The 25,795-nt window shown below is 53.5% G+C and carries 22 protein-coding genes and 1 pseudogene; 16 read left to right on the top strand and 7 right to left on the bottom strand.

The window, feature by feature from the left end:
- Window positions 1-115: 115 nt before the first annotated feature.
- A complete protein-coding gene (locus CX650_RS14560; RefSeq protein ID WP_039034806.1) occupies window positions 116-580 on the bottom strand; it encodes a NanQ anomerase/TabA/YiaL family protein in 465 nt (154 codons plus the stop codon).
- 214 nt (window positions 581-794) lie between these two features.
- Entirely contained in the window at window positions 795-3,188 is a 2,394-nt protein-coding gene (locus CX650_RS14555; protein ID WP_101096214.1) for a TonB-dependent receptor plug domain-containing protein, read from the bottom strand.
- A 469-nt stretch (window positions 3,189-3,657) separates the two neighbouring features.
- Here CX650_RS14555 and CX650_RS14550 point away from each other — a divergent pair, with 469 nt between their 5' ends.
- From CX650_RS14550 to CX650_RS14520, 6 genes and pseudogenes are all read left to right on the top strand, one after another.
- Window positions 3,658-4,713, top strand: coding sequence for an alpha/beta hydrolase (locus CX650_RS14550; protein WP_101096213.1), 1,056 nt, complete (start codon window positions 3,658-3,660; stop codon window positions 4,711-4,713).
- Window positions 4,714-4,881: 168 nt separating this feature from the next.
- Window positions 4,882-5,469, top strand: a complete 588-nt coding sequence (locus CX650_RS14545; RefSeq protein ID WP_100143023.1) for an LON peptidase substrate-binding domain-containing protein — start codon at window positions 4,882-4,884, stop codon at window positions 5,467-5,469.
- 82 nt (window positions 5,470-5,551) lie between these two features.
- On the top strand, window positions 5,552-6,487 hold the full coding sequence (locus tag CX650_RS14540; RefSeq protein WP_101096212.1) for a pseudouridine synthase: 936 nt from the start codon (window positions 5,552-5,554) through the stop codon (window positions 6,485-6,487).
- Window positions 6,488-6,700: 213 nt separating this feature from the next.
- A pseudogene (locus CX650_RS14530) lies at window positions 6,701-8,137 on the top strand (TackOD1 domain-containing metal-binding protein).
- A complete protein-coding gene (locus tag CX650_RS14525; RefSeq protein WP_101096209.1) occupies window positions 8,130-9,458 on the top strand; it encodes a glycosyltransferase family 2 protein in 1,329 nt (442 codons plus the stop codon). The pseudogene CX650_RS14530 and the gene CX650_RS14525 overlap by 8 nt, the downstream one beginning before the upstream one ends.
- The gene (locus CX650_RS14520; protein WP_101096208.1) at window positions 9,458-10,510 is read left to right on the top strand and encodes an HlyD family secretion protein; all 1,053 of its coding nucleotides are present in this window, start codon (window positions 9,458-9,460) and stop codon (window positions 10,508-10,510) included. The genes CX650_RS14525 and CX650_RS14520 overlap by 1 nt, the downstream gene beginning before the upstream one ends.
- 124 nt (window positions 10,511-10,634) lie before the next feature.
- Here the strand turns inward: CX650_RS14520 and CX650_RS14515 are convergent, their stop codons facing one another.
- Genes CX650_RS14515 through CX650_RS14505 form a run of 3 tightly spaced genes read right to left on the bottom strand, consistent with a single transcriptional unit; the run spans window position 10,635 to window position 13,550 of the window.
- Window positions 10,635-11,234 (bottom strand): TlpA family protein disulfide reductase, encoded by a 600-nt coding sequence (locus CX650_RS14515; RefSeq protein ID WP_025009291.1) that lies wholly within the window; start codon window positions 11,232-11,234, stop codon window positions 10,635-10,637.
- Window positions 11,231-11,629 (bottom strand): cytochrome c-type biogenesis protein, encoded by a 399-nt coding sequence (locus CX650_RS14510; RefSeq protein ID WP_101096206.1) that lies wholly within the window; start codon window positions 11,627-11,629, stop codon window positions 11,231-11,233. The genes CX650_RS14515 and CX650_RS14510 overlap by 4 nt, the downstream gene beginning before the upstream one ends.
- Window positions 11,622-13,550, bottom strand: coding sequence for a heme lyase CcmF/NrfE family subunit (locus CX650_RS14505; protein WP_101096205.1), 1,929 nt, complete (start codon window positions 13,548-13,550; stop codon window positions 11,622-11,624). Before CX650_RS14505 ends, CX650_RS14510 begins: the two co-directional genes overlap by 8 nt.
- 391 nt (window positions 13,551-13,941) lie before the next feature.
- Between CX650_RS14505 and CX650_RS14500 the strand changes: the two genes are divergently transcribed.
- The 10 genes from CX650_RS14500 to CX650_RS14455 all read left to right on the top strand — a co-directional run bounded on the left by CX650_RS14500 (window position 13,942) and on the right by CX650_RS14455 (window position 23,103).
- The gene (locus CX650_RS14500) at window positions 13,942-15,978 is read left to right on the top strand and encodes a multiheme c-type cytochrome (RefSeq protein ID WP_101096204.1); all 2,037 of its coding nucleotides are present in this window, start codon (window positions 13,942-13,944) and stop codon (window positions 15,976-15,978) included.
- 113 nt (window positions 15,979-16,091) lie between these two features.
- Window positions 16,092-16,478 carry a rhodanese-like domain-containing protein gene (locus CX650_RS14495; RefSeq protein ID WP_226684573.1) on the top strand — a complete coding sequence of 129 codons (387 nt, stop codon included), beginning with the start codon at window positions 16,092-16,094 and terminating at the stop codon, window positions 16,476-16,478.
- 38 nt (window positions 16,479-16,516) lie between these two features.
- On the top strand, window positions 16,517-17,269 hold the full coding sequence (locus CX650_RS14490) for an FKBP-type peptidyl-prolyl cis-trans isomerase (protein WP_101096203.1): 753 nt from the start codon (window positions 16,517-16,519) through the stop codon (window positions 17,267-17,269).
- Window positions 17,270-17,280: 11 nt separating this feature from the next.
- On the top strand, window positions 17,281-17,934 hold the full coding sequence (locus CX650_RS14485; RefSeq protein WP_101057551.1) for a nitrite reductase: 654 nt from the start codon (window positions 17,281-17,283) through the stop codon (window positions 17,932-17,934).
- Between the two features lie 77 nt (window positions 17,935-18,011).
- The gene (locus tag CX650_RS14480) at window positions 18,012-18,512 is read left to right on the top strand and encodes a nitrous oxide reductase accessory protein NosL (protein WP_101057553.1); all 501 of its coding nucleotides are present in this window, start codon (window positions 18,012-18,014) and stop codon (window positions 18,510-18,512) included.
- Between the two features lie 5 nt (window positions 18,513-18,517).
- A complete protein-coding gene (gene nosD, locus CX650_RS14475; RefSeq protein WP_101096202.1) occupies window positions 18,518-19,822 on the top strand; it encodes a nitrous oxide reductase family maturation protein NosD in 1,305 nt (434 codons plus the stop codon).
- Complete coding sequence (locus CX650_RS14470) at window positions 19,794-20,081, top strand: ATP-binding cassette domain-containing protein (RefSeq protein ID WP_478011948.1); 288 nt, start codon at window positions 19,794-19,796, stop codon at window positions 20,079-20,081. The genes nosD and CX650_RS14470 overlap by 29 nt, the downstream gene beginning before the upstream one ends.
- 32 nt (window positions 20,082-20,113) lie before the next feature.
- Window positions 20,114-20,812 (top strand): ATP-binding cassette domain-containing protein, encoded by a 699-nt coding sequence (locus CX650_RS14465; protein WP_101096200.1) that lies wholly within the window; start codon window positions 20,114-20,116, stop codon window positions 20,810-20,812.
- Window positions 20,812-21,651, top strand: a complete 840-nt coding sequence (locus CX650_RS14460) for an ABC transporter permease subunit (RefSeq protein ID WP_101096199.1) — start codon at window positions 20,812-20,814, stop codon at window positions 21,649-21,651. Before CX650_RS14465 ends, CX650_RS14460 begins: the two co-directional genes overlap by 1 nt.
- Before the next feature lie 171 nt (window positions 21,652-21,822).
- A complete protein-coding gene (locus CX650_RS14455) occupies window positions 21,823-23,103 on the top strand; it encodes a winged helix-turn-helix domain-containing protein (RefSeq protein WP_101096198.1) in 1,281 nt (426 codons plus the stop codon).
- A 10-nt stretch (window positions 23,104-23,113) separates the two neighbouring features.
- On the opposite strand, the gene CX650_RS14450 is transcribed toward CX650_RS14455, so the two are convergent.
- Both CX650_RS14450 and CX650_RS14445 read right to left on the bottom strand, forming a co-directional pair.
- Complete coding sequence (locus CX650_RS14450) at window positions 23,114-23,572, bottom strand: universal stress protein (protein WP_101096197.1); 459 nt, start codon at window positions 23,570-23,572, stop codon at window positions 23,114-23,116.
- A gap of 203 nt (window positions 23,573-23,775) precedes the next feature.
- On the bottom strand, window positions 23,776-24,879 hold the full coding sequence (locus tag CX650_RS14445; protein ID WP_101096196.1) for a phosphoribosylaminoimidazolesuccinocarboxamide synthase: 1,104 nt from the start codon (window positions 24,877-24,879) through the stop codon (window positions 23,776-23,778).
- Window positions 24,880-25,795: the final 916 nt, after the last annotated feature.

The following is a 25,795-nucleotide window of genomic DNA, read 5'->3' as shown; positions in this document are numbered from 1 at the left end:
AAATCCGATGACATGAGGTCATCGGATTTTGATCCTTTCAGTGAGATCGTCAAGCGATCTGTCTTAACTGATCGGCATTACCCGCAATCGCGGGCGTTTTACTGCAAGTGCTCTTTTAATCCAACAGTACTTTTACGACTACCTTGCGGACAGCAACGGCCTTGGCCAGCGTACCCGGCATATGCATGTCTCCGGGGAAGAAAATGGCAAACATGCCTGCCTTCAAAGGGATAAATGCCGCGGCTTGGCGGTTGGATTGATAATCAAACTCGGCATAGTCGTGCGTCTCATGATAGGGGCGACTGGGCGTTTGGGCTCCCAGCGGCAGGTAGCCAAACTCCTCTTCACCACTGACCACATACTGCACGTCCAGATAGCGTCTATGTACCTCGAATGGCTCAGTCTCTCTGGGCTTGGTGTGGTAATCGTTGACTATGGCAAACAGCTTTTTACCATCCAGTTCATAGCTGCCGGGGGCCAGTTGGCTGAAGTCTGTCGCGGCCAGATAATCCAGGGCTGCCTGAATACGCGGGCCCAGCACTCGGTAATGGCCACGGTTGGCCAGAGTATCCACTATCATTTTGTATCTTCTGGGGAAAGGGGTTGGCTCAGTATAATAGCATTCCTGCTGGTAGTTTGATCTCTTTGAGAAGCAGCAGGCGCCTACAGGCGCTTGAGTTGCCAAGCGGCAGATATCAGCGGCATCAGCGCCAAAAAGCACAAAGGCCGGCGATATCGCCGGCCCCTGTGTTTCCCTGCAAATATGTTTCCCTGCAAATGTGTTTCCCGGTAAATCAGTAGCTGTATCTGGCTTCGAGGAAGTAGTAACCGCCGTTGAAACCAAAAGGTGTGTTGGTCAAGGGGTAGACGAAGATCCCGTTGAAGTTGTTGTCGTCCGGACGTTTTTCCGGATAGGTATCGAACAGGTTCTGCACCCCGGCGGTGAAGCTCATACTATCTGTGGCCGCATAGGTCAGCGACAGATCCACGGTGAACTTACCGTCGTACTCCACGTCTTCACGGGAATAACCTATGGTGTAGGGGCCAAAGTAACTCAGGCGCAGATTGGTCTTGAAGTCGCCCAGGCTGTGGGTCAGCCCCAGGTTACCTGTGTTCTTCGGATTGGCCTTGGTCATCCGGGTCTGCTCTATACGGTCAAACAGCTGGTCTTCCAGGCCATCCAGAAGGTTTGGCAGATGAATATCGCGGATTTCCGTGTCGTTATAGGCATAGGCCAGGCTGGCGCGCAGATCGCCGTAGCTGCCGAGATCAAAGTCCTGGGTCACCACCAGATCCACACCTCGGGTGCGGCTATCTACGGCATTGATAAAGAAGCGTGCCGACTCGGCGTTGGTACCGGCCAGTGCATCTGCCACCACCTGGGAGTCGGCCGGTGTCAGTGAGCTGGAGAGCACGATTCTGTCATCTATGCTGATCTGATAGGCATCCAGAGTCACCGCCAGACCGGAATCATTGGTGTATACCAATCCCAGGCTGAAGGACTCTGACAACTCGGGTTGCAGCTTGCCTACCTGCAGCGCCTGGGTCACGGAAGACAGGTTGTTGAAGGTGCCCGACTCGGTCGGTACCAGCTGGCCTGTCACGGGATCCGGGTTGAACAGGGTCGAGATATTGGTGAAGTACAACTGCTGCACGCTGGGGGCGCGAAAGCCCGTGTTGGCAGTGGCTCTGAGTGCCAGGTTGTCGGTCAGATCGTATCTGGCGGCCAGCTTCCAACTGGTGTTGTCACCAAAGTCGGAATAGTCTTCATAGCGCACCGCGGCGGCCCAGTAGAAGTCGTCGGTCAGTTGGTTTTCCACCTCGAGATAGACACCTATGTTGTCTCTATCCTCATCTACCGCTGATTCTGGGGTAAAGCCGCCAAAGCCTTGGCTGCCGCCAGCCTTGTTCTGATAACCGCCATTGATATAAGAGGCTTGCTCTCCGGCTTCCACCTGATAAGCGTTCTGGCGCCAGGCTGTGCCTACAGCGACCAGGAGCTCTGAGTCATTGTAAAAGTCGAAGTAACGTGAGGCATCCAGAGTCAGGTTCCACTCTTCGGTGGACAGGGTACCTGCGTCGAATTCGGTTTGGCTGCCGGGGCCCAAAGAGGCGTTGAGTGTGTTCTCAACCCGGTACTTAAAGCGGTTCTTGCCGTATCCGGCCGAGGCATCCAACTGCCACTCGCCCAGGTTAAATTCATAACCCAGCAGCAGAGACTGATCTGTGATCTTGGGCGTTATCTGCGGCAGGAAACCATCGGGATAGATTTCGGCAACATTGCGGCTATCCAGTGGACGGCGGAAGAAGGCGCCGGAGCGGGTCTCGCGCTGGCTCAAGCCACCGAAGGCGTACAGTTTGCTGTCATTGGCAAACTCCTGAGCGGCATTGAGAAACAACCCCAGGTTGTCATATTCGGCGTCACCCACATGGTGATTCTTGCGGTTAACGGTTTCTTCGCGGGGATCCGGGCTGCCATCGGCCAGCAATGGATATTGCTGACGCGGATCCAAACCGGCGCGATTGGTGCTGTTCTTGTGATGCGCTTCCAGCGACAGATTCACAAAGCCAGTGTCACCTATGCTGAGGCCGTGGTTGAGGCCGACACGCCACTGCTCGCCATCACCCTGATAGGTTTGACCGGCTTGGGCCGATACCATGCCACCTTCACTGTTGTCTTTGAGCACTACGTTGATCACCCCGGCGATGGCGTCAGAGCCATACTGTGCCGAAGCGCCATCACGGAGAATTTCGATGCGTTTGATGGCCGTCATAGGGATGGCGTTCAGGTCGACGTTGGACGAGCCCTTGCCCACAGTACCAGAGAGGTGGACCAGTGCCGAGCCATGACGGCGTTTACCGTTAACCAGCACCAGGGTATGGTCCGGTGACAGGCCGCGCAGACTGGCGGGACGCACGGCATCTGAGCCATCGGTGACCGAGGAGAAGGGGAAGCTGTAGCTAGGTGCGGCAAACTGCAGCGCCTTGGCGGTTTCCGTCATGCCAGTGGCTTCAAGCTGTTCGGCCGTAATGATATCGACCGGTGCCACGCTGTCGGTTGCGGTCCGCAGGGCGATACGTGAACCTATGACGGAGATGGTTTCGATACTGGGCTGCTCTTCGGCAGCAAAGACGGCAGGAACAGTCAGTTGACTCGCCACTGCCAGTGAAATAAGAGCTAAGCGCATACGACCTCTTGAATGATTCAAAACTGCATTTTTATTGCGCGGATAGTAGCATTGTTACAATTGATGCATTTAGACGTAAAAGTGATAACTCAGAGCGCAGCGTTCTAGAAACATTTAGTTTTTTGGATAGAAACCTTTCCCTGACCTTGGCTATCCGGGGTTTTGGCTGTTTGGGTTATCTAAGGGCGATATTGGGTTTGTTTGGGGTTTAATTGGCTGTTTTGCTTTTATTTATACAGTTGTTTTTGAGTTAAAAGCCTATTTATGACTATCTTGACTTTCAAATCTGCCTTACGAGTGTTTTCTTGGGCGTTTGAACTTGAGTCGTCCCGGCCGTTTTTCGGAGCAGCCGGGAGGAGAGGGGGAACACTCTGGCAGTGCAAAAGCCAGGCACTCTTGAGTCAAACTTGGCTGCCGTGCAAGGCTGCGGTATCTTGCCTGTGACTTTTGCGGCTCAGGGAGTGACTTTTTGGCTAACTTGCGATTTCTTGCCGGTACAGATGCCTATCAGACATTGATGGAACAGGGATTAAAGCCTGAGAGTTTTACTCAACTATTGGCGGCGTCCGGTGGTCCCAAATGGCTGGGGATTGCCGGGCTCGACAAATACCTGTTTGGCGAGTTTTTCAAACAGAGGCAGACACCGCTTTACACTCTTGGCGCTTCATCCGGCGCCTGGCGTTTGGCCTGCCTGGCTCAGGCAGATCCGCTGGCGGCTTATCAAAGGTTGGAACAACTTTACATAGGCCAGTGCTATGAAACCCGTCCGAGCCGGGAAGAGGTCAGCCGCCAGGTCCGTGGTATAGTCAGCGGGATTTTAGGCTCAAGCGGCACCGAAGAGATCCTCAAACAGCCGCATATTCGCAGTCACATAGTGGTGTGCCGCGCCCGTCACTTGAACCGGGCCGGCAGCAAGTTGGCGCTGGCGGCAGGCCTGGGCGCTACCGCCATGACCAACCTTGTCAGTCGCCGCACCTTGGGGTGGCACTTTGAGCGTCTGGTATTTGCCTCTGCCATAGAGGGTTCCCCCTTCGCTCAGTTGAAAGATCTCCCCGGAAATAGCGCCTTGCTCAGCAGTGACAATATCGAAGCCGTATTGCTGGCTACAGGTTCTATTCCACTGCTGCTGTCACCGGTAACCGAAATCAGCGGTGTGACCAGCGGGCACTTCTATGATGGCGGCATCACTGATTACCACTTCGACCTGCCGCTGTCACAGGCGCCGGGGTTGACCCTGTATCCGCATTTTTATCCCCATATGGCGCCGGGATGGTTCGATAAATCTTTGCCATGGCGCCGGGCCAAGCGCCGTTATCATAATGCCTTGCTGTTGGCGCCCACCGAGGAATTTGTCGCCTCATTACCCTATGGCAAAATTCCGGATCGCAAGGACTTTGAAACCCTGGATAGCGCCAGTCGAATTCAATATTGGCGCCGCGCCGCCGATATGAGTAACAGATTGGCTGATGAATTTGCCGAGGTCTTTCTCGGCGGCAAAATAGCCCAAAGGTTGGAGCTTCTGTAAGCAAGCTTGCAACAAAACCCATTCAACGCCTGTCTAATTCATTAGCAGACCTAAGGACTAGCCTAAATTGCCAATGGATGAAATTTCAGCAACTGCTAGACTTTAAAACGAATGTTGAACCTCAGGTTCGCTTTCGGTTGCTCACTCCCCGAGGGGAAGGAGGTTGCTATGCATACACAGGAAATGGCGTTACTGACCTATGATGCCTTGTTGTTGCCAGGTGGACGGCTTGAGATCAGGATCCTTGACCCCATTACCCTGAGCATGGTGGCCGATGTCCTGAAGGGGAAATATCCGCTGGCTTTCGGAATGCGTAACAGCGTTGCCATGCCGCCCAGTTTCCCCATTGCCACTCGCTGCGAGCTCATCGACTTCAATCAGTTGGAAGATGACTCGCTGAGTATCACCCTGGAAGGCAAGCAAAGGGTCAAAGTCCTGTCCGCCAAACAGGAAAAAGATGGCCGCTGGCTGGCAAAGGTAATGGATTGTCCCAACTGGGCCGAGGAGCCTATTCGGGGCGAGTTCACCCTTATCAGCGCGGCGCTGGAGCAGTTTTATGAGGTCAACCCGGACTTGCGCGGGCTCTACTCATCAGAAGTGCATCTGGATGATGCCGCTTGGGTGAGTCAGCGTTGGTTGGAAGTTTTGCCCTTATACAACAAGGACAAACAGCTGTTGTTGAATCAACCTGATTGCCACAAGACCATGGACTTTGTGCTCAAGTTGATTAAGTCCCATGTTCAGCAGCAGCTTTGAGGGTACCTGCCTCGAATAATTTAAGGTAGATAGAGTAGAATGGCGGCCCTGAGTCGCCATTTTTTATTTTGCCGGAAGAGTTATGAGCCAAACAGACAGAGCCGCACAGCCCTCCTATGTAGTCTTGCCAAGGGATGTGACCGACAAAGCCACTGTTTTGGCCTTTCTTATCGACCATTTCAGCCGCATCGATGCCGATGTCTGGCGTGAACGGGTCGCTGCCGGCAAGGTACACTGGCAAAATGGTGAGCCTATCCAGGCTGATACCCCTTATCGGCCTACCGCCAGGGTCTACTATTACCGTGAAGTCCCCAAAGAAACCCGGATCCCTTTTGAAGAGCGGATCCTGTTTCAGGACGAGCACAGCATTCTGGTGTTCAAACCGCACTTTTTGCCTGTGACTCCCAGCGGCAACTATGTCAACGAGTGCCTGGTGCACAGGTTAAGGCGCCGCACCGGGATAGAAACCATAGCGCCGGCGCACAGGCTGGACAGAGAAACGGCCGGAGTCATGCTGATGTCCACCGATCCCGAAACCCGGCATGCCTATCATGCTTTGTTCCGTGAAGGCCAGATACGTAAGGACTACCAGGCGCTGGCGCGGCTGACACCTGAGCTTCAGGCGGGATTGGCAACTGGCGAACTTAGCCTGCCGCTGCACTGGACAGTGAAAAATCGCCTCATCAAGGGCGAGCCCAGTTTTATCATGCGCTTGGCAGAGGGTGAGGCCAACAGTCACTCGGAAATCAGTCTCATCGCCGTTAATGGCGATATGGGGCTGTTCAGTCTGAGTCCAATTACCGGCAAGACTCACCAACTCAGGCTGCATATGCAGAGTCTTGGAATGCCACTGCTGAACGACAGGTTTTACCCCGAACTGCAACCCAGGAGCGAAGATAATTTCAATAAGCCCCTCAAGCTGATGGCTTGTCGCTTGCGCTTTATCGATCCCATCAGTGGCAAACAGCAGGATATAAAAGTGGATGGTTTTGAAACTGAATTGATTGATACAGTTTGATACTTTTGGAGATAAAAAGAAGGATATTGTTTAGGGGTAATTAAGTATATTTCATAGTTTTATTTTAAATATAATTAATTATGAGTTGATCTGAATAATAAAGTGGCAAGCTCTCTTTTTTCGTCAAAATATTGGCGGTTTTGTTTTTTTTGGTTATATAATCTCCACCGCTTAAAAATAGATTCTAATTGATTCGTACAAACTTCGCCAAGGATGTTTTCATCTTTCATTGGCGGGCTTGTCGTTGCCGAGATTTATATGTCCATTACCAGAGCCGATATCAGTGTTGAGGCACAGGCCATCCCCTGTTGGATTGGCTTTCGAAATTCAGAAAGTTATAGCACTGATTTTGAAGTGTTTAATGATGTTAGTGATTTCTTGGCTGCCGGTCTTGATTATGAAGTCATCTGCCTGAACCTGCCGGCTGAAGCTCAGGACCAAGCGCTGATTCAGCTGAGATGCCAGCCATCAAGCTTTATGGCCATGATCAAAGTGATAACGCCAAGCCCTCTCTCTGAATATCTGGCCAATGGTTTATTTCAGCCTGACTTCAAACAAGAGTTGGAAAATTATTGGCAAAGGAAGAGCTTAATTAAATTACCCAGCCAGGATGATGTCAGTTATCGGCTGTTGAGTTTTATGTGGTTATTTCCTGAATATCGTTTACAACCTGTGGCTACGCCGGAAAAGCCACATCTTTATGAGTATCCACTGCTGCAGCTATTGACGGGGTCAGCAAAGGCAAGCCAACTGCTGTTGGATAAATTATTGAACCGGCATTGGCTGGCACCCACCAAGCTGAAGGACAGAGTCAGGCTATGCAGCAAGTGCGACTCAGGGCACCTCAACTATATCGATCTCTGTCCCCAGTGCCGCAGCATAGAAATTGATATGCAGACCAGTTTGCACTGTTTTAACTGTGGTCATGTGGATAGTTAGCAAGCCTTCAGTCGCAGTGGCGGACTCAGTTGCCCCAACTGTTTGCAGCGGCTGCGGCATATAGGTGTCGACTATGACAGACCAATAGAAAACCAACACTGCAATAGCTGTAATAGCCTGTTTTTGGAGGCCAAGGTCGAGGCAGTTTGTCTGCACTGTGGTCATGGACATCAACCGGACGAGCTGACCATACGTCGCATCTCTGACTTTGAACTGGCGGAGCAGGGAAGGGAACTGGTGCGCCATGGGGTTCAGCAGCAACTGTTTGCCGCGCTTGGCGAACAGATGAGCCGGGCTCACTTCCTCTGGTTACTGCAGTGGCACAATCAGTTGGCACTGCGTCATGGCCATGAGCACCTGTTGTTGGTATTGGATCTGGAGGCGTTGGCGCCGGATCTGGCCGGCAGCGGAGAAGCCCGCGCCCTGACTCTGCTCGATGCTCTCAAGCAGCGCTTGTTGAGCCTGGTTCGGGTGACCGATGCCTGCAACAGTCATGATGACCAAGGCGTCTTGTTACTATTGCCTTACACTGGCGAGTCACAGTTACCGGCATTGAAGCAAAAACTACAGCGGCTCAATGACAGCGTGCCAGAGGGAGAGTTGAGGTTAAGGCTCAAGGCGGTCAGCCTGCCGGATCAACAACTTGGTGCTGAAGTTGAATCCTGGTTAGCCAGCCGTCTGCAGCAGGCCGAGGTATTGGACGGTGAGTGAGTTCAATACCCTGGCTTTTATGAGCCTGGATATTTGGCACAACCTGGCGACAGACGTCAGCTTGTTTCTCTGGCTGGTGCCGATGATTTTTCTCTACGAAATGCCATTGATGCTGATAGTGGTCTCAGGCGTCATCGGCTGGCATTGGCAAACGTTCCGCCGCCCCAAGGTTGAGAAGGCTTATCGACCCAAGGTCAGTTGCATCATTACTTGCTATGCCGAGAAAGAAGCGGTGCGGCAAACCATAGCCACCTTGGCCGAACAGGACTACCCGGGGGAGATGGAGATCATTGCCGTGGTTGACGGCGCGGTGCAAAACGCCGAAACCTTCGAGGTCGCCAAGACCGCAGCGGCACAATGCCGCCGCCCGGGGCGGGAGATTATCGTGCTGCCCAAGTGGCAACGTGGTGGCCGGGTTTCGACTCTGAATGCCGGTTTGGCCAGGGCCAGCGGCGAGCTGGTAATGAATGCCGATGCCGACACTTCGTTCGACAATGATATGGTTTCCCAAATCGTGCCGCTGTTCGCCGATCCCAACGTGCCGGCAGTCGGTGGCTCTTTGCGGGTGCGCAATGTCGATGATTCGCTGTGGACCCGGATGCAGGCGATTGAATATTTGATCTCCATGCAAGGCGGCAAGACCGGTCTTGGGCATTGGAATCTGCTCAATAATATCTCAGGAGCATTCGGCGCTTTTCGCCGTGACTTGCTGGTCAAAATCGGCGGCTGGGATACCCATACCGCCGAGGATCTGGATCTGACGCTGAGATTCAAACAGTACTTCGGCCGTCATCCCAATTGGCGCATTCCCTTTGCCACGCTGGCCATAGGGCATACCGATGCCCCCATGGATCTCAAGACGCTTGTCTGGCAAAGATTACGTTGGGATGGCGACCTTTTGTTTCTCTACTTTCGCAAGCACTGGCCGGCCTTTACCCCCGGGCTTCTGGGGGGCGCCACCTTCGCCTTTACTCTGGTCTACGGCTTCTTGCAAAACGTGCTGATGCCCTTTGTCATCCTGCTCTACAGCTTAGGGATAGCACTGGCGTACCCCTGGCAGTTTTTGACAACCATTGCCCTGACCATCTACCTGAGATATTTGGGATTCTTGCTGTTCTTCTATCTGCTGGTACTGGTAGCGATTTCCGAGCGGCCACGTCAGGACCTGAAGCTGCTGTTCTGGTTGCCGCTTTATCCCTTCTACGCCTTGTTTATGCGCAGTATCTGCTTGTTTGCCTTGCTTAATGAAGTGGTCAGACGCTCACATGAAGAGAGTTCCATGGCTCCCTGGTGGGTGCTGAAACGCGGGAGAAAATTTTAGTGAAAGTGACTTATCAAGCGGCTGCCAAGGCGCAACAACCCACCCGGGATCAAGGTTTAAAGGTGGACTATGCCCCGGCAAAACGGGGCGGAATGAAATGGCGTTGGTATCTGCTGCTATTGCTGGTTATCGCCCCTGTGGTCTTGCTGCTTTGGGTGTTGCTGCGCCCCAGCCTGTTTGTGCTGGCACCGGGAATACTGACCTCTGAGCCGCTGGAGATGCGGGCAATGCAGAAGGGCCGATTGCTGGAGCTTTCGGTACAACCCGGGAGTAGGGTAGATGCCGGTCAGGCGCTCGGGCGCATAGCCGATGCCGGTCTGGACGCCAGCATTGACGAGTTACAGCGCCAGTTGGCCGAGCTGACACCGCCATCGCTGGAGCAGGATCTGGCTATTCTGGGGCAACTGGAACAACGGGTGCTGGTGGCCGAGCAGGGGGTAAAGCGTCAGGATGAACTATTGTCGCAGTTCGAGTCATTTCGTAAGCAGGGGGTGGTTCCCACTGCAGATATGGCGGCGGTGATGCAGGCCCATACCAGTGCCAGAATGGCGCTGGAGCAGGCCAGGGCCGAGCTGTTGCAGCAAAGGCAGTTGCAGCAGCAGGAGCGGGAGGCGGGGGTGATAGCCCAGAGTCGCAACAGCCTGCTGCTTAAGCTTGCGGAGCTGCAGGCCAAACGCCAGCAGTTGACCATACAGGCGCCGTTTGCCGGCCGGGTAGCCGATGTTTTGGTGCAGCAGGGGGAAACCATAGCCGAGCTGCAGCCTATGCTTTGGCTGTCGGGGCGGGCACAGCCTGTGGTGGTCTGTTATCTGGCGCCCAAGTATCTCAACTATGTTGCTCAGGGACAGCAGGCCAGCGTCAAACTCCCCAATGGAACCCGGATCCGCGCCGAAATTAAAGAACCGACCGAATTGGTGGGCAAGGTGCCCAAGCAGCTGTCCGGTCCTTTCGATGGTGACAAACCGGCACTCAAGGTTACGCTTGCTTTGCATCAGAGCCTGCCTTTGGCGATTGAGGGCGTTCCGGTGGAAGTGAGTTTCGATCGTTTCTGAGAAAAAAGGCTTTCCCGACAAAAATTGGCGTGCGTGACGGGAAAGCGGGCAAAAAGTATGGCGGAGAGATTTGCCTAAGGTGGCCCGGAGTGACTTGGGAGATGCTCCGGGACGGTTGCACGGTTTACTGTGGCACTTTGCTTTGGGCCAGCGCCTGATACTTAGCGGCAAAGCGCAACAGATAGTCGGCGATATCCGGGTCATCCCAGTCCAGATAGCCACGGATAAAGCCGACTAAGTTACCATTGGGATCAAACACATAAGTTGCCGGTACCACATTGGCCGGCATGATCTTCTCTATCTCTTTCTTGCTGTCTATCCAGCTGTCATCCAACTTGAGCTCATGCTTGGCCAGAAAAGGGGCCACAGCAGCCGGATCTTCATCTATCGACAGCGGCACTATCTGAATACTGCTGCCCTGCAGTTTACTGCGCAGCTTGGCCAGTGCCGGCATTTCACGCAGGCAGGGCGGGCACCAGCTGGCCCACAGATTCAGCAGCACCAAACGTCCTTGATATTCAGCCAAGGTTTTGGGATTACCCTGCAGATCGGCAAAGGTCACCTTTGCCACCTTTCTGGCGTGCTGCATTTCAACAAATTCACGCATAATCATAGGCTTGTTTGGCACAGGTTCACCTGTGTGATAAGCCTTGTGCTGCATTATGCCCCCTTGGGCCGACAGCGGCAGCAACAGGGCAAGACATAGAAGCAAATAGGATCTCAAGATGGATTCTCCTGATCGTGAGGGGATTGATTGTTGCTGCGGCCGAAAAACAGCAGCATGCCGGGCAATACCAGTAACAAGATGACAGGTCCCAGCCATAGCAGTGCTGTGCCTGCGTTCAGCGAGGGTTGATAACGGATCTGCTCGCCATAGCGTTCTACCATAAAGTCGAGGATCTGCTCCCGGCTCTTGCCCTGCTGCAGCATCAAGTAGATCTGTGCTTTGAGCTCACTGGCAATGGCGGTTTCCGACTCAAACAGGTTTTGGTTGGTGGCCATGGGGCAGCGCAGTTCTTTGGAGATATCTATGCTGAGACGGGCTATATCCATGTCGGTCGCCTGGGCTTCGGCGCAAGCAAAGCTGAGCCATAATCCAAGTAGCATTAGCTTAATCATGTTGAAGTCTCCCTGAGGCGGTTAATAAATCGGTTTGCGGCCGGCGTTGACGTCGGTTTCCGAGGGCCAGTAGGCCACCAATGGCCATCAAGGCACCACCGAGCCAGATCCAACTCACCAATGGTTTGATGCTGAGGCGCACCAAAAATTCTTCATCGCTCAGTTGGGTGCCCATGGAGACATAGAGATCACCAAAGGCCCCACGGTGGATAGCAGCCTGGGACAGTGACATGCCGTTGGAGTTGAATTCCTGGCGTTCCGGATAAAGGTAAGTAAGCAGTTGCTCATTGTGCTCTACCCGAATCACGGCCTGTTCACCTCTGTAGGCAGGTTTGTCCAGCAAGCGGGTTTGCTCATAGATAAAGGTGTAGTCACCCAGAATGCTGCCTTGGCCCGGCCCCATACGCAGCAGAGAGTGCTGCTCGAAACAACTGACTCCGGTCGCGCCCATGATGCTGATAAGAAGGCCGGTGTGAGCCAACAGCATGGGAATACTGCGGCGTTTGCCGGCAATCTGGCCCAGCGGCAACAGATAAAGCAGCAGAGTGCAGAGTAGAAAGAGGCTCATCGCACCGCCTGCCAGTAACCAAGGGTCGAGCCTGCCTTTAAAAAACAGCGCCAGTGCGGTCGCAATTACAGTGACCAGCGCCAGTAGCCCCAGGCGCCTCGGCGCCATATACGGCAGGGTGCTTATCGCCAGGGGCAAGAGCAGCAGCGCCAACATGGGCACAAACAGGGTATTAAAGTAGGGCGCCCCTACTGACAGACTTCCCAGGCCAATTGCCTGATAGAAAAGTGGGTAAAGGGTGCCCAGCAAGGTAGTCAGCGCCATGGTCAGCAGGATCAGGCTACCGAGCAACAGCTGACCGTCCCGGCCAAGTGGTGTCAGCTTGCCCGGCTGCCAGTGATGGCGACATCTGAGGCCAAATAGGGTGAATCCGGCGCCACCATAAAGTAGTAGTAACAGGAGTATGATGACTCCTCGCTCCGGATCGGCAGCAAACGCATGTACAGACTGAATAATGCCGGAGCGAACAATAAAGGTACCCAGCAGACACAGACTGAAGCCCAGCAGCACCAGCGCCAGGGCCGAGAGCTGGGCCAAGGGGTTGTGGTTTTTGATCAGCAAGCAGTGTAGCGCGCCTGTGGTCACCAGCCAGGGAATAAAGGCGGCATTTTCCACAGGATCCCAGAACCACCATCCACCCCACCCCAATTCGTTATAGGCCCACCAGGAGCCCAGGGCATTACCTGCGGTGAGAAACACCCAGGTTAGAAGCAGATGGCGCTTGAGCCTGCCAAGGCGGGCGGCGCTGAACTTTTGGCTGACAAGCAATGCCAGCGCAATACAAAAACAGATCCCAAGGCCTGCATAGCCGAGAAACAGCAAGGGGGGATGCAGGATAAGGCCTATGTCCTGCAGCATGGGGCTGAGATCGCGTCCCTCTATCGGCACTTCCGGTAGTAGACGGGCAAAGGGGTTGGCGTACAGCAACATAAAGAAGATAAAGCCGCTGAGAATCGCTGAACAACTGCCGTGCAGCATCAACAGATAGTTGTGATCTTGCGAGCGCCTCTGTAGTCCCAGCCAGGCCCATAGTGCCATTACTGTCATCCAAAACAGCAAAGACCCTTCATGGCTGCCCCAAACTGCGGCCACTTTATAAAACAGCGGCAGGGCCGAGTTGGAGTTGTTGGCCACATAAGCCACAGAGAAGTCGTTGAGGATAAACGCCAGTGCCAGCATGAGTACGGCGCCGGTCAGCCCCAGGGCCTGCCCCAGCAACAGCGGTCGCAGCGGCCATTCGAACCGAGGAATGCGATATTTGAGCAGCGCAAGCAAGGCGCCAAACAAGGCACAACTGCCGCCCAGGATCAGCAGGAAGTGTCCCAGTTCGGGCAACATGGTGATGGAAAACATGGCCGCTCTCTTCTGTTTTGCCGGGAAGCCCCGGGAATGGATCTATGGCACTGAGACTAGGGTTATTACTTCTTTGGCTCTGTGATCTGTCACGCCTTTATTTTCCTATATTTGCCGGCGCGGCATTTTTCAATTTTCAGCCGGGGTTTTGAGGTTTTTTGAGAAGTGAAACGCTCAAAAAAAGAACTGAATAATTTTGTGGTTGAAGATTAAAGTTATTGTTTTAAAAGATAAATGTAAGTTGTTGCTTTCTTGAGTTCTCAAGCGGGGGCGGGCTGTGCTCTGGCGCAGATTTTTGTCCTTGCGCATATGAAGAATGAGTCGTGACCGGTCAAGCCGGCAATAACAAGTTCGTTTGTGAAATAACCGACGACAAATTCAGGAGTATATGATGAGACGATGGCAACAAAGGACAACACTCAGTATGTTGTTTTGTTTAACTGCCGTCAGCGGGGCTGGTGCGCTCGCGGCAGATAAACCAGGTCACGGCAATAAGCAGATGGGAGAGTCGGCACAAAAAGTGATCGCCAATCCCAACGGCATGGAAAAGGTAAACGGCGTCAAAACACTGCAGGATTATATCGTTCAGGAGAAAGAGCTGTTCGATTACCTGTTCCAGAATCACCCTGTGTTCAAGTATCAGGAAGAAGGCCGCCTCATTGGTATGTATAAGGTCAGTGACCGCGGTGAAGAATACATGGACCAAGGTAACAGCCAGAAGTACAGCAAACGGGTGGGACGCCCTTCTGCGGTGCAATATCGTTTGGCTGCCAAGTCTATTCTCGACTTCCCCAATAAGTTTGTTGGCCCTGAGAAGTGTGGTGAGTGTCATGCGGTGCAGTATGAGAAGTGGCAGCGTTCCCGTCACGCCAAGACCATACGTTTCCCCGGTGAACATCCGGAAGTGGACAATGATCTGAAGAAAAAGCTGTATGGTTCTGATGCTTCCATATTGCCGGACGGCATTACTCCGGATGCTATTTACGCCACTGTAGGTACTCCAAGAACCAAGTATGGCTATATCGATAGCTTCCTGGTGCGTGGTTCCTACCACATTGAAGGCGGTCTGCTGAAAGATGGTACAGGTACCATGGTTGCCGGTGGTAACCAATTCTCCCGTGGTTGGGCCGAATGGTTGACCCCGGAAATGGCCAAGAAGATTCAGAAGGTTATTCCTGACTTCCCAACCAAGATGGAAGACTTCGGCGCCAGTGGTTCCCACCAGTGGGGTATGACCTCCTACGGTGCCAAGTACAAGAAAGAGTTCCTGTTCCAGCCTGCCAGTTCCTACTGCGAAGTGTGTCATAGCTTCAAGTTTGACTTCAAGAACAAGCAGGAATACCTGGATGCCCTTGGCGATCCCAAGAAACTGCAGGAACACACCATCAGCCGCGGTATCGCTTGTGAAGAGTGTCATGGCGCCGGTGGTCACCTGGACGGTGGTAACGGCGGCGGTATGCCTTCCAACTGTGAACGTTGTCACCAGCGTTTCAACTATATTGACGAACTGGCCGAAACCGAGCAAGGCAAGGAAAAGCTGGAATATGCCTTCAACGTCAAGATGAAGTCTTCTTGCCCATCTTGTGGTACCGAAGGTTCACAGATGTTCATGTCTTCTCACTATGACAAGGGCATGCGTTGTTCTACCTGTCACGATCCACATGAAGTAACAGGTAACGACTGGAAATCCGGTTACACCAAGCCAGCAATCAAGAAAGACTGTGTTGACTGTCACCAGGTTCAGGCCGAAATGGCTGCCAACACCGGCACTCACGCCAAGAACAGCTGTACCAGCTGTCACATGCCGAACATGGGTAGCTGTGAAAACTTCACCGCGATTCAATACCCGGATATGGCCGGCTTCGACGCAGTGCGTAAGTCTCACCTGTGGAAGATTGATGTCAGCCCGGATCGCAAGACGCTGAATCCTCCTGAAGGTCAACCTCGTAAGTCCACCACCAAAGGCTGGACTGTGGCTCAGGATGAGAATGGCCATGGCTATCTCGACCTGATGTGGACCTGTGCCCGTACCTCTATCTCTGACCACGACGTGGTTGAGCGTAAGGGTTGTCACAGCCAGTTCCAGTCCGAACTGAGCAAGGGCCTGCACTTCAAGGATCAGAAAGAGATCTACGGCAAGGTCATGAAGTGGCAGACACCTGTCAAAGACAGCCTGGCGAAAGTGGAAGATGCGCTCAAGCGTGTCGATCGCAAGGTCGCCAAGAACAAACTGTCTATCGAAGACAAGACTCAGGTACTGCTGTTGACCGACAAGGCTCGCGACATAGTCGAGTTTATTCGTAAAGACGGTTCCTGGGGTGTTCACGCCCCCCGTTATGCCCGCAAGCGTATGGATGCAGCGGTCACTTATGTGACTCAGGCTGAAGCCATTGCTGACGGCAAAGGCACCAAGACAGCCTCGCTGTAATTTGGCAACTCAGGCTCCGGGCGCTCGTCCGGAGCCTTTAATGGAGGATAAAGATGCGAGTTCGACTCTCATTGAAACAGGCGCTGAAACAGTCCCTGCTGCCGCTGGCATTTATGGTTGCGGCACCGGCGGTGCTGGCAGGCGGTGGCGGAGATCTGGTTCCGGCTCCCTACCACGAAGAGATACTCAACCAGATCTCCATGCGTGAGGCCGAGATGCTGCTCAGCCAGCCCGGGGTGATCTTCTATGACGTCAACACCCTGGAGATATGGGGTGATGGCTTCATTCCCGGCGCCATCTACTTCAACGTCAATAACTGGAAGACCTTGTTGCCGGAAAACAAGGACACCACCATGGTGTTTTACTGTGCCAACCGCCTCTGTACTGCCAGTAATGTGGCCGCCAGAGAGGTGATGAAACTGGGTTATACCGATGTCAGGCAGATGCCGGATGGTATCTATGGCTGGCGTATCTCGGGACGACCGATAGAGCGTCCTTGAGAATAAATTATTTGGGCATTGAATTTAGAAATTGCAGGATGAAAACCATGAAATTACAAAAACTTGCTACTACGATTTCCCTCTCTCTTTGTCTGAGCTTGCCCGCGCTGGCGGCCGACTTGAAGAGAGAGACAGACAAGACCTCCTACGCTCTGGGTGCCTCAGTGGGCAACTATATTTCGGGCCAGGTTTACCAACAGTTGGAGCTGGGCGCCGAAGTCAATATGGAGCTGCTGATTACCGGCTTTACCGATGCTCTTAAAGACAAGCAGCAACTGACAGATGAACAGATACTGGATCTGCTCAACCAAAGAGCCATCGCCCTCAATGAAGAAAGAGAGGCCCGTTTCGATAAACTGGCTGAGGACAACCTCAAGGCCGGCGAAGCTTTCCTGGCCGAGAACAAGAAAAAGTCCGGCGTTAAGGTTACCGACAGTGGCCTGCAGTACGAAGTGCTGAGCATGGGCAAGGGCAAGAAGCCCAATCCTGAAGATGTGGTGACAGTCAACTATGTCGGCAAGCTTATCGACGGCACAGTATTTGAGGACAGCAGTACCAATAAGGCCGCAGGCCGTTTTGCGCTGATGACAGTGATCCCTGGCTGGGAAGAGGGCCTGAGACTAATGCCTGAAGGCTCCAAGTTCCGCTTCGTTATCCCTGCCAAGCTGGCCTATGGCGAGCAGGCACCCGGGGTGATCCCGCCGCAGGCCACTCTGGTGTTTGAAGTCGAGTTGGTCAAGGTCGAGCAGCCGGGTAAAGACAGTAAGCACCCAATGCCTGGACACGGTTGACAGGAGGCGTTATGGCTAACCCGCTCTGGTTGGGACTGGCCCTGCTGAGTCTGGCATTTATGAGTCTGTTTGCCCTTTATCAGTGGCAAACCTGCCGCGGAGACAGGGTCGTACCGGCTCTATGGCACTGGAGCTTGCTGCCGCTGCTGATCATAGGCCTGAGTCTTGGGACTTACTCCTATACCGGCCGTTACCAGGATTGGCAGTTGGCCGAGGCCGACGACAGCATAGACTATCTGCTGGCCGCCGAGATTGTCCGGCTCAGACGCGCCAGTGCCGATGCGCCACAAGACAGCGACCTGATACAACAGCTGGCCCAGGCCTATGTGCGCGGTGGCATGTATCTGGATGCAGTGGCCACCTTGAAGCAGCAGTTGCAGCTTCAGGGCAAGAGCGCCGCCTTACTGGGGCAGTTGGCCGAAGCCGCCTATTACCGAGATCAACGCCAGTGGCTACCGGAATCTCAAGAATGGGTCGAACAGGCCCTGGCGCTGGATAACGCCGATCCTGGCACCCGGCTGTTGCTGGCCAATGATGCCTTCCTTAACCAAAGATATGCCGAGGCTATAGGCCATTGGCAGCTGCTGCTCGACAGTAATAATCAGCAGTTGGATCGTGAGGCGTTGCAATATGCCATTGCCAACGCCCGCAGCCGACTCGAATGATTTTTTTCAACCCTCGCTTAATGGGTTGTCCCTGCAAGGCCCCGGCGAGGTGTTGAATCTATTGATTGGAGAGAAAGATGAAAAAGACACTTTTGGCTATCGCTATTCCCATCCTGTTAATGGGGCTGTCCGGATGCTCTCCGGCGCAGAGCCACAATCAGGACATTCACGCACAGCATCTGGAACAGCATGACAAGTGCCATATGTGCGGCATGATGATCACCAAATACCCTGGGCCCAAGGGGCAACTTATGCTCAAAGACAGTGATGCCGTGCCCAAGTTCTGCTCCAGCCGTGACATGTTCAGCTTTGCGTTGCAACCGGAAAACCAGCGCCGAATCAAGGCTATGTTTGTCCATGACATGGGCACTACCGACTGGGAACAGCCGGATGACAACGCCTTTATCGATGCCACCACAGCTTGGTATGTCTATGGCACCAGCAAGAAGGGAGTGATGGGACCGGCGGTTGCACCATTTTCAACCAAGGAAGCGGCGCAGGCCTTTGCCGAGGCCTGGGGGGGTAGGGTACTGGCCTATGAGGAGATCACCCTGGAACTGCTGGAAGGAGCCAACTGAGGTTGATGTTACGCACCCTGCTGGCCCTGATGTTGCTCTCGTTTGGCTGCCTTGGCAGCCAAAACCCGCTGCAGGCACGTGTAGATGCACTGAGTGAAGGCGAGGTACTGACTCTCTCTGCCGCTGAATATCAGGGGCCGCTGATAATCGATAAGGCGATCGCTATTGTCGGCGAGCCCGGCACCATAATTGATGCCGGTGGTAAAGGCAGCGCCGTGACCATCAAGGCTGCAGGTGTGCGCTTGCAGGGGCTTGAAATACGTAACTGGGGCAGCGATCTCTATGAACATGATTCCGGGGTGCGTCTGTTGCCGGGCGCCGATGATGTCCTCTTGCTGCAGCTTGAACTGTCGGGGCCTGGTTTTGGCATTCATGGCGAGCAGCTTAAACACCCGGTAGTGGAAAACTGCCGCATAAATGGAGACGACAAGCGTTATCTGCTGGACAGAGGTGACGGCATCTTTCTCAAGTATGTTGAGGCCCCGGAACTGCACCACAATCAGATAGCGTCGGTGCGCGACGGTATCTATCTGGAAAACGTCGACGCCAGCCGGGTCAGCCACAATCAATTCAGCCGCCAGCAATATGGTATTCACTATATGTATACCCGCAATGACAGCGCCTGGAATAACAGTGCCAAATGGTTACTGGGAGGTTATGCGTTGATGAGTTCCAAGGGGATCACCCTGGAACATAATCAAGTCAGCGCCGCAATCGATTTTGGTATCTTGCTCAATGTGACCCAGCAGAGTGAGGTGCATCATAACCGGGTGACGACTATTTACAACCCCAAAGGCGACCCCGCCATCGCCAGTGAAGGCAAGGGGCTGTTTATCTATGGCGCCGCCGACAACCGTATCAGTCATAACTATTTCAGTGACAGCGATACCGGCATTAGTGTCGCGCTGGGCGGTGAAGGTAATAGCCTGTGGCGCAACAACATAGAAAACAATCTGACACAGGTACGTTATGTCGGCAGTAAATCGCAGGAGTGGAGCCTTCAGGGACAGGGCAACTATTGGAGCAGCTATCAGGGCTGGGATCTCGATGGTGATGGCATAGGTGATACTCCCTATCTGCCCAACGATGCCCTGGACAGGCTGTTTTGGATCTACCCAGAGGCCAGATGGTTGATGGACAGCCCTGTGGTGCTCTTGCTGCGCTGGCTGCAGCGCCAGTTGGCATTGGCCGAGGATATCGGCATTCGTGACAGTTTTCCTTTGCTGCAGCCCATTGATATTCAGACGAAGCAAGAAATAACAACCAATTCGCAACTGAGTGATGAGGAGAAGCGCTATGCCCAGCATTGATTGTCGGCAATTGGCCTATGTCCGTGGCGACAGGCCTGTGCTGGAGAATATCAGTTTGCAGCTGCCCCAGGGCAAGTTGCTGGCGCTGCTGGGTCACAATGGTGCCGGCAAATCGACCCTGATCAAACTGCTGCTGGGGCTACTGAAACCCGCCGGTGGCGAGCTGAAGATTCTCGGTAAGGCTGCCGGTGAAAGCCCAATGCAGGTGGGGTATCTGCCGGAGAACGTCAGTTTCTATGACAATATNGTGGCGAGCTGAAGATTCTCGGTAAGGCTGCCGGTGAAAGCCCAATGCAGGTGGGGTATCTGCCGGAGAACGTCAGTTTCTATGACAATATGCCCTTGGGCGAACTGCTGAATTATTTCGCCGGGCTCAAAGGCATAGGAGCAGACAGAGTCAAAGAGCTGTTGGTCGAGTTTGAACTGGATGGTTTGGTGAAACGCAGGTTGGGACAGTGTTCCAAGGGCCAGAGACAGCGACTTGGGTTGGCGCAGGCGCTACTGAGCCGCCCCAGATTACTGTTGCTCGATGAACCGACAGTGGGTCTGGACCCCTCGGCCTCGGCGCTTATGTATGCCCAATTGGCGGCGCTGAAACAGCGGGGCTGCACCATAGTGGTTTGCACCCATGAACTGGCTTTGGTTGAGCCGCATCTTGACTTGGCGCTCATGCTGGCAAATGGCCGGATGCGGGCGCTGGGAAGCCTGGATAACCTGAGGCAAGAGGCTGACTTACCACAGGAGATCCTGTTGCCATCTCGGCTGGAACTCAGTGGCGATCCTGTGCTGGGGCCGAGTTTTTCCGCTGGCCGGTTGAAACTGGCTAAGGCCAGCGTGCCGGAGGCGATAGCCGTACTGACGGAGCAATACCGCTGCTTTGACTTTCAGTTGCCTCCGGCCTCGCTCGGTGAACTGTTTCATCATTTTATGGCACCGTCTGACTCAAATCGTCGGAATGTCGCGCCTAAAAGATTCGGGGAGGCCGCCTGATGCAATTGGTCAGAGAAAATGAAGCGCTCAAGTTCAAGCGCTCCAACCCGTTATTTATCGTTGCCGCCAAAGAGTTCAAAGATTGTCTGCGGAGCCGCTGGTTGCAAACGGCTTGCTGTTTGTTTGCCCTGTTGGCGGCTGCGGTTATTTTCGGTGCCGGGGCCTTAGGCGGTGAATTTCGTTGGCAGGCGTTGCCGCAGTTGTTCAACTCTCTTTTAACCTTGAGTGTCTTTCTGGTGCCACTGCTGGCGCTGCTATTGAGTTTCGATGCCGTGGTGGGGGAGGCCGAAGCCGGCACCCTGTTATTACTGCTGACTTACCCTTTGAGCCGTAGTCAGTGGCTGGCCGGCAAGCTGATGGGGCAGGGCGGCGCCTTGCTGCTGGCTTTGTTGCTGGGGTTTGGCTTGCCTTTGGGGTTACTGCCGCTACTGGCTCAGGAATACCGTACAGTTGAGTTACCCGCGGCTCTGACCCTTTTGCTGGCCAGCGCCTGGTTGCTCGGGTTGGTGTTTATGCTGTTAGGCTACTGGGTCAGCATGCAGGTTAAACAGAAGGCTCAGGCACTGGCGCTGCTAATGCTGCTTTGGCTGCTGCTGGTGCTGCTCTATGATCTGGCCTTACTGGTATTGGCCGTGGTAGCGGCCGATACCCTTGGTCAGGCGGGATTGCAGTGGCTGATGCTGCTGAACCCGGCCAGTGTGTTTCGGCTGCTAAATCAAAGTGTTCTGGGCTTGGCCAGTGGTGTGCCGACCTGGCCCTGGTTACTGGGAATACTCTTTGGCTGGCTGTTGTTGTTATCTTGGCTGTGCCGTTACAGTTTTCAGCGTCGGCCACTGTAAATCTGCTATTGGAGTCTGCTGTATTAGATATTTTTGTTTAACAAAAACAAATTGTTAATTGATATAGCTGTCACATTCTATCTGTTGCACTCAGGTTAAACTCATAACCTATCCTCAGACCCCCATTGATGGGGGCAGTCAAATCTTTTGGAGTGACTTTTCGGAGTGACAATGCAACAGCTGACTCCCTATTTGGCGTTGGATACCAAGGCAAAACACTTGCTGGATCAACGCGATGGTTCAGAAATCGTCCTGTCGTTTTCTGAGGCTCAGGTATTGTCACACCTGTTATCTGCCCCGGGAAACGTGTTTGGAAAAGAAGAATTGCTGGCTGTAGGTTGGCCGGAGCGGGTGGTGGCGCTGACCTCTCTGACTCAATGCATCAGTATTCTCAGAAAAAAGCTGGAACCCTATCCTGAAATTCAGCTCAAGACGGTTGCCCGCCGTGGCTATCAGCTGAATATTTCCGAGCAGTCGCACGTGCATATGCTGGCTATCTCAGATGGTGAAGCTATCCGCACTGCCTTGGTGAGTGTGTCGCTCAAGATAAAGCTCCTGGGGATTTTGTTGTTGTTGGGGCTGGTGGGCTTTTTCTGGTACTACAGTGACTATCATGAGATGGTCAAGCAGGTGAGCCATTGGCGGGCCGACAAGCAGTTGCCCTTGAATGTGGGCGGCACGCTGGCCTCGGCGCAGTTGTTTTACAGCGATGAGGCCAAGCAGCTGCATCCTTCCATGTGGCAAAAGCACCTGACGCCTGAGGGAAATCAGATCCCCGGATTGAAGCATTTCAGCGCTTATGCCTCTTCGGATGGGCGTAATTACTCCTTTGCCATCTGTCCCAGTGCCGATGAAACCGGCTGTGACGGCGATGGTATCATCAATATCACCGCCATAGATCCCAAACCTGCCGGTCTTAGCATGAAGGAGTTTGTGCCCCTGAGTAAGGAGATGGAGCGACGGATCCGCTACAACCGTATTATTTTGCCACCGGCGGTAGACAATGCCGAGTTGGTTGAGCACAACTACCATGCGGATATCTATTTCCCGGTTGCCGGTGAACTCTTGGTGCGTACCGATCTCAGCCTATCCTTGGTTTACGACAATAAAGACTCGGGGCAGTTTTATTCATCGGCTTGTGTTACCGATCAGGATTGCATCACCACACCGATAAAGTATCAACTGCGGGGCCATTTTCACCAGTACCGCACTGAGATTTCCGGCACCTTGGTGGATGTGTTCCAGGTGAAAGTGAATCAGAAAGAGCTCATCAAGCCGGACAATGTCAGTGACTCAGCGATGCACTTCTACCGCGAGATCCGTAAAGACGATATCCGTGATGAGGAGATCTACTACTTCCGGGTCTATCAGGATCACAAGACAGCGGTTTGGATAGTGCCGCAGATGGGTAATTTGCTGGCCTGGACCACTTACAGTGAAGTGAAACTCTGAGTCGATAAGGTTACTTCACTACCATCACAGGGCACTTGGCCTTGTTGATAATCTCCTCGGCGACACTGGGCAGCAGCCAATGGGCCAGCGCAGTGCGTTGATGACAGCCGATAACTATCATGCCGACATTGGCGCTCTCGGCCTCTTCGAGGATTTGGCCGGCAGCGCTGCCGCGGCGGATAAGCACCTCGAGCTGCTGCTCTGGATGCAACTGCTGCAACAGAGCTTGGATTTTTTCTGAAGCATAGGCCTGCATATGTTGCTGCAACTGCGCTTGGGTCACGGCCACTATGCCGAAGTTCTCTTCGTGATGGGGTAGAGTGGTAATGTCTTCGCCATAGGCTTTGCTTATCACATGCAGCAGCCTCAGCTTCACTTTATAGAGCGCCGCCAACTCTATGGCATATTCCAGGGCGTGTTCGGATTCTTCAGAGAAGTCGACCGGACAGAGGATTTGTCGGGTACGCATGGTTCATCTCCTATTGTTGGCCTTTCACCACACCTTTAAGTTTATGTCAGCTGAGACCAGGCACAAATTACGTGTTTGGCAACCCGGGGAGATTTGGGTTGTTACCCACATGCGCAAAACAGTAGTCATTGAATGAATAAAGCCCCGTAAGGGGCTTTATTCATAATGGAAAATGGCCTGAGTCGCAGCCGCGGCAGAATGCCTTAGTCCACCAGGTTGTATTGTTCCTTGAGCACTCGGATGATTTCTGCCTTGGGATTATCCGAGAGAGTAATCTTGGTTCCGGTGACTTTCTCGGCAATACCTGTGTAGGTACGCGAGACATTCATCATGGCTTCCAGTGGCAGGTCGTTATCACGAGCCAGGGCTTCACGTTCCGGCATTCTGTCCTTGTTCAACAGGATATCCGGATCCGGGAAGTGGTTGAGCAGGAACTGACGGAAACCTTCTTTGGAGTTCTCGAGGATCTTGCCGTCACGGTAGGCGCTGCCATCCCAAATACGTGAAGAGTCCGGGGTTCCCACTTCATCCATATAGATAAGCTTAGATTGGCCTTGTTTGTCAGTGACATAGCCAAATTCGAACTTGGTATCGACAAAGATCTGATCTTGCTGTGCCAGCGCCTCGGAAATGACTTCGAATCCCTGCTTGAGCAGCTTTTCGTACAGATCGATATCTTCAGGCTTTTCAAAGCCGAAGGCCTCGAAGTTGGCCTCGATATCTGCGCGGCTGATGTTGACGTCATCCTGCTCCGGCACCCCAGGGATCCCCTTGAGTATGCCCTTGGTTGATGGGGTGATCAGTAACTCGGGCAACTGCTGATCCTTTTGTAATCCTTCCGGCAGCGTGATGCCGCAAAATACCCGCTCACCCTTTTGATAGGCGCGCCACATGGATCCGGTAATATAGCGGCGAATAATGGCTTCTACCTTTATCGGGCGAGCCTTTTGTACTATCCACACGAAGGGATGGGGAATGTCGAGAATATGGCTGTCGGCCAGCCCTTTTTCCTTGAACAGGCTGAACCAGTGGTTGGAGATGGCGTTGAGTGCCGCCCCTTTGCCCGGGATCCCTTTGAGATCTTCTTCGCCGTGGAAGATGCAATCGAAGGCGGAGATACGATCCGAGATCACCATGATCGCCAGCGGAGTATCGGCGGGCACATCATAGCCCTTTTCGCGGATCAATCTGGCGCTGTCGGCCTCGGTCAACCAGTAGACACTGCGCACTTTTCCGCTGTGAACCGGCTTGTCGGTGCGGATAGGCAGATCATTGTTTACGGCTAGAACGGAATCAGCAAGACTCATGACGAGTATTCCTCTGGGTGTAGGGTTTAAGGCTAAGTCCGGCAGGCGGGGTTATTGTTATCTGCCTGTTTCCGGGAGAATGCGAGCCGGCGGCGGGGCAGCAGCAAGCAGCAAAAAAGACTGTGCTTGAGAGGTAAAGCCGCTGTGGAGTCATGCAAGTATGAGATGCCGCCGACAAAAGATGGGTTATTTTACCTCAGTCGCAACCTTTTGCCACGGGGAGGCTTTGTTTACTGGAGCAAAACTCTGTTCGCGATAGAGACTAATGAGGCTGCACCCAGGGAGATTGGGCGCTGATTCGGCATCCATGTTTTAGCCACGTTATTTGCGCCAACAGTTTTCGGCGACACCGAGGGGGAAAGTCGGTGCAATTCTGCAATCATAGCGTTGCTTGAAATTGCTTATATACCTACAGACATACGCCTATTTTCCAGGCACAGGCGGAACTGTGACCTTCCGAGCCAGGGATGGCGAGGCGACTACCGCATTTGTTCCAGACAAATGTCGGCATACACTCCATCCATGGAGATAAGGGATGTACTCGCAGCGAGTCACAGGATCGCCTATGCATAAGCCGGCGGCAGGCAATGAGCAACATCCATCGCCGGAAGCTCGGGCAATACTAGCTTAGATACTTTTAGCTGGAAGCCATGCTAGCCGCTGTGCCAGCGGTCTAAAGTCGTGGAGCAAATGCATCCATGCATAACGGCAGTACTTGAAAGCACGTTGCTACGCAACACTCGCCGTGTTACAGAATCGCCTGTGCGAAAGGCCGTTCTCGAACATCCTATTCTTCACTGCATTCGGCCTTCCTGCCCATCCTCACTGCAGGTGATGAGCTGCAGCTTAACCAATACCCAGGCACAGGATTGTTTGTGTAAAAGTTGTTCTTGGCAGCGCCGCGTTCGGGGGAGGG

The organism is Shewanella indica, from assembly GCF_002836975.1.
In the GTDB taxonomy this organism is placed as follows: domain Bacteria; phylum Pseudomonadota; class Gammaproteobacteria; order Enterobacterales; family Shewanellaceae; genus Shewanella; species Shewanella indica.
The sequence above is the reverse complement of the archived record's forward strand: the minus strand, read 5'-3'. Positions and strand labels throughout refer to the sequence as shown.

Coding starts and splice junctions, on each gene's coding strand:
- CX650_RS14560 (WP_039034806.1), bottom strand. CDS start 580: ATGATAGTGGATACTCTGGCCAACCGTGGCCATTACCGAGTGCTGGGC.
- CX650_RS14555 (WP_101096214.1), bottom strand. CDS start 3,188: ATGCGCTTAGCTCTTATTTCACTGGCAGTGGCGAGTCAACTGACTGTT.
- CX650_RS14545 (WP_100143023.1), top strand. CDS start 4,882: ATGCATACACAGGAAATGGCGTTACTGACCTATGATGCCTTGTTGTTG.
- CX650_RS14540 (WP_101096212.1), top strand. CDS start 5,552: ATGAGCCAAACAGACAGAGCCGCACAGCCCTCCTATGTAGTCTTGCCA.
- CX650_RS14510 (WP_101096206.1), bottom strand. CDS start 11,629: ATGATTAAGCTAATGCTACTTGGATTATGGCTCAGCTTTGCTTGCGCC.
- CX650_RS14505 (WP_101096205.1), bottom strand. CDS start 13,550: ATGTTTTCCATCACCATGTTGCCCGAACTGGGACACTTCCTGCTGATC.
- CX650_RS14500 (WP_101096204.1), top strand. CDS start 13,942: ATGAGACGATGGCAACAAAGGACAACACTCAGTATGTTGTTTTGTTTA.
- CX650_RS14495 (WP_226684573.1), top strand. CDS start 16,092: ATGGTTGCGGCACCGGCGGTGCTGGCAGGCGGTGGCGGAGATCTGGTT.
- CX650_RS14490 (WP_101096203.1), top strand. CDS start 16,517: ATGAAAACCATGAAATTACAAAAACTTGCTACTACGATTTCCCTCTCT.
- CX650_RS14485 (WP_101057551.1), top strand. CDS start 17,281: ATGGCTAACCCGCTCTGGTTGGGACTGGCCCTGCTGAGTCTGGCATTT.
- CX650_RS14480 (WP_101057553.1), top strand. CDS start 18,012: ATGAAAAAGACACTTTTGGCTATCGCTATTCCCATCCTGTTAATGGGG.
- nosD (WP_101096202.1), top strand. CDS start 18,518: ATGTTACGCACCCTGCTGGCCCTGATGTTGCTCTCGTTTGGCTGCCTT.
- CX650_RS14465 (WP_101096200.1), top strand. CDS start 20,114: ATGCAGGTGGGGTATCTGCCGGAGAACGTCAGTTTCTATGACAATATG.
- CX650_RS14460 (WP_101096199.1), top strand. CDS start 20,812: ATGCAATTGGTCAGAGAAAATGAAGCGCTCAAGTTCAAGCGCTCCAAC.
- CX650_RS14455 (WP_101096198.1), top strand. CDS start 21,823: ATGCAACAGCTGACTCCCTATTTGGCGTTGGATACCAAGGCAAAACAC.
- CX650_RS14450 (WP_101096197.1), bottom strand. CDS start 23,572: ATGCGTACCCGACAAATCCTCTGTCCGGTCGACTTCTCTGAAGAATCC.
- CX650_RS14445 (WP_101096196.1), bottom strand. CDS start 24,879: ATGAGTCTTGCTGATTCCGTTCTAGCCGTAAACAATGATCTGCCTATC.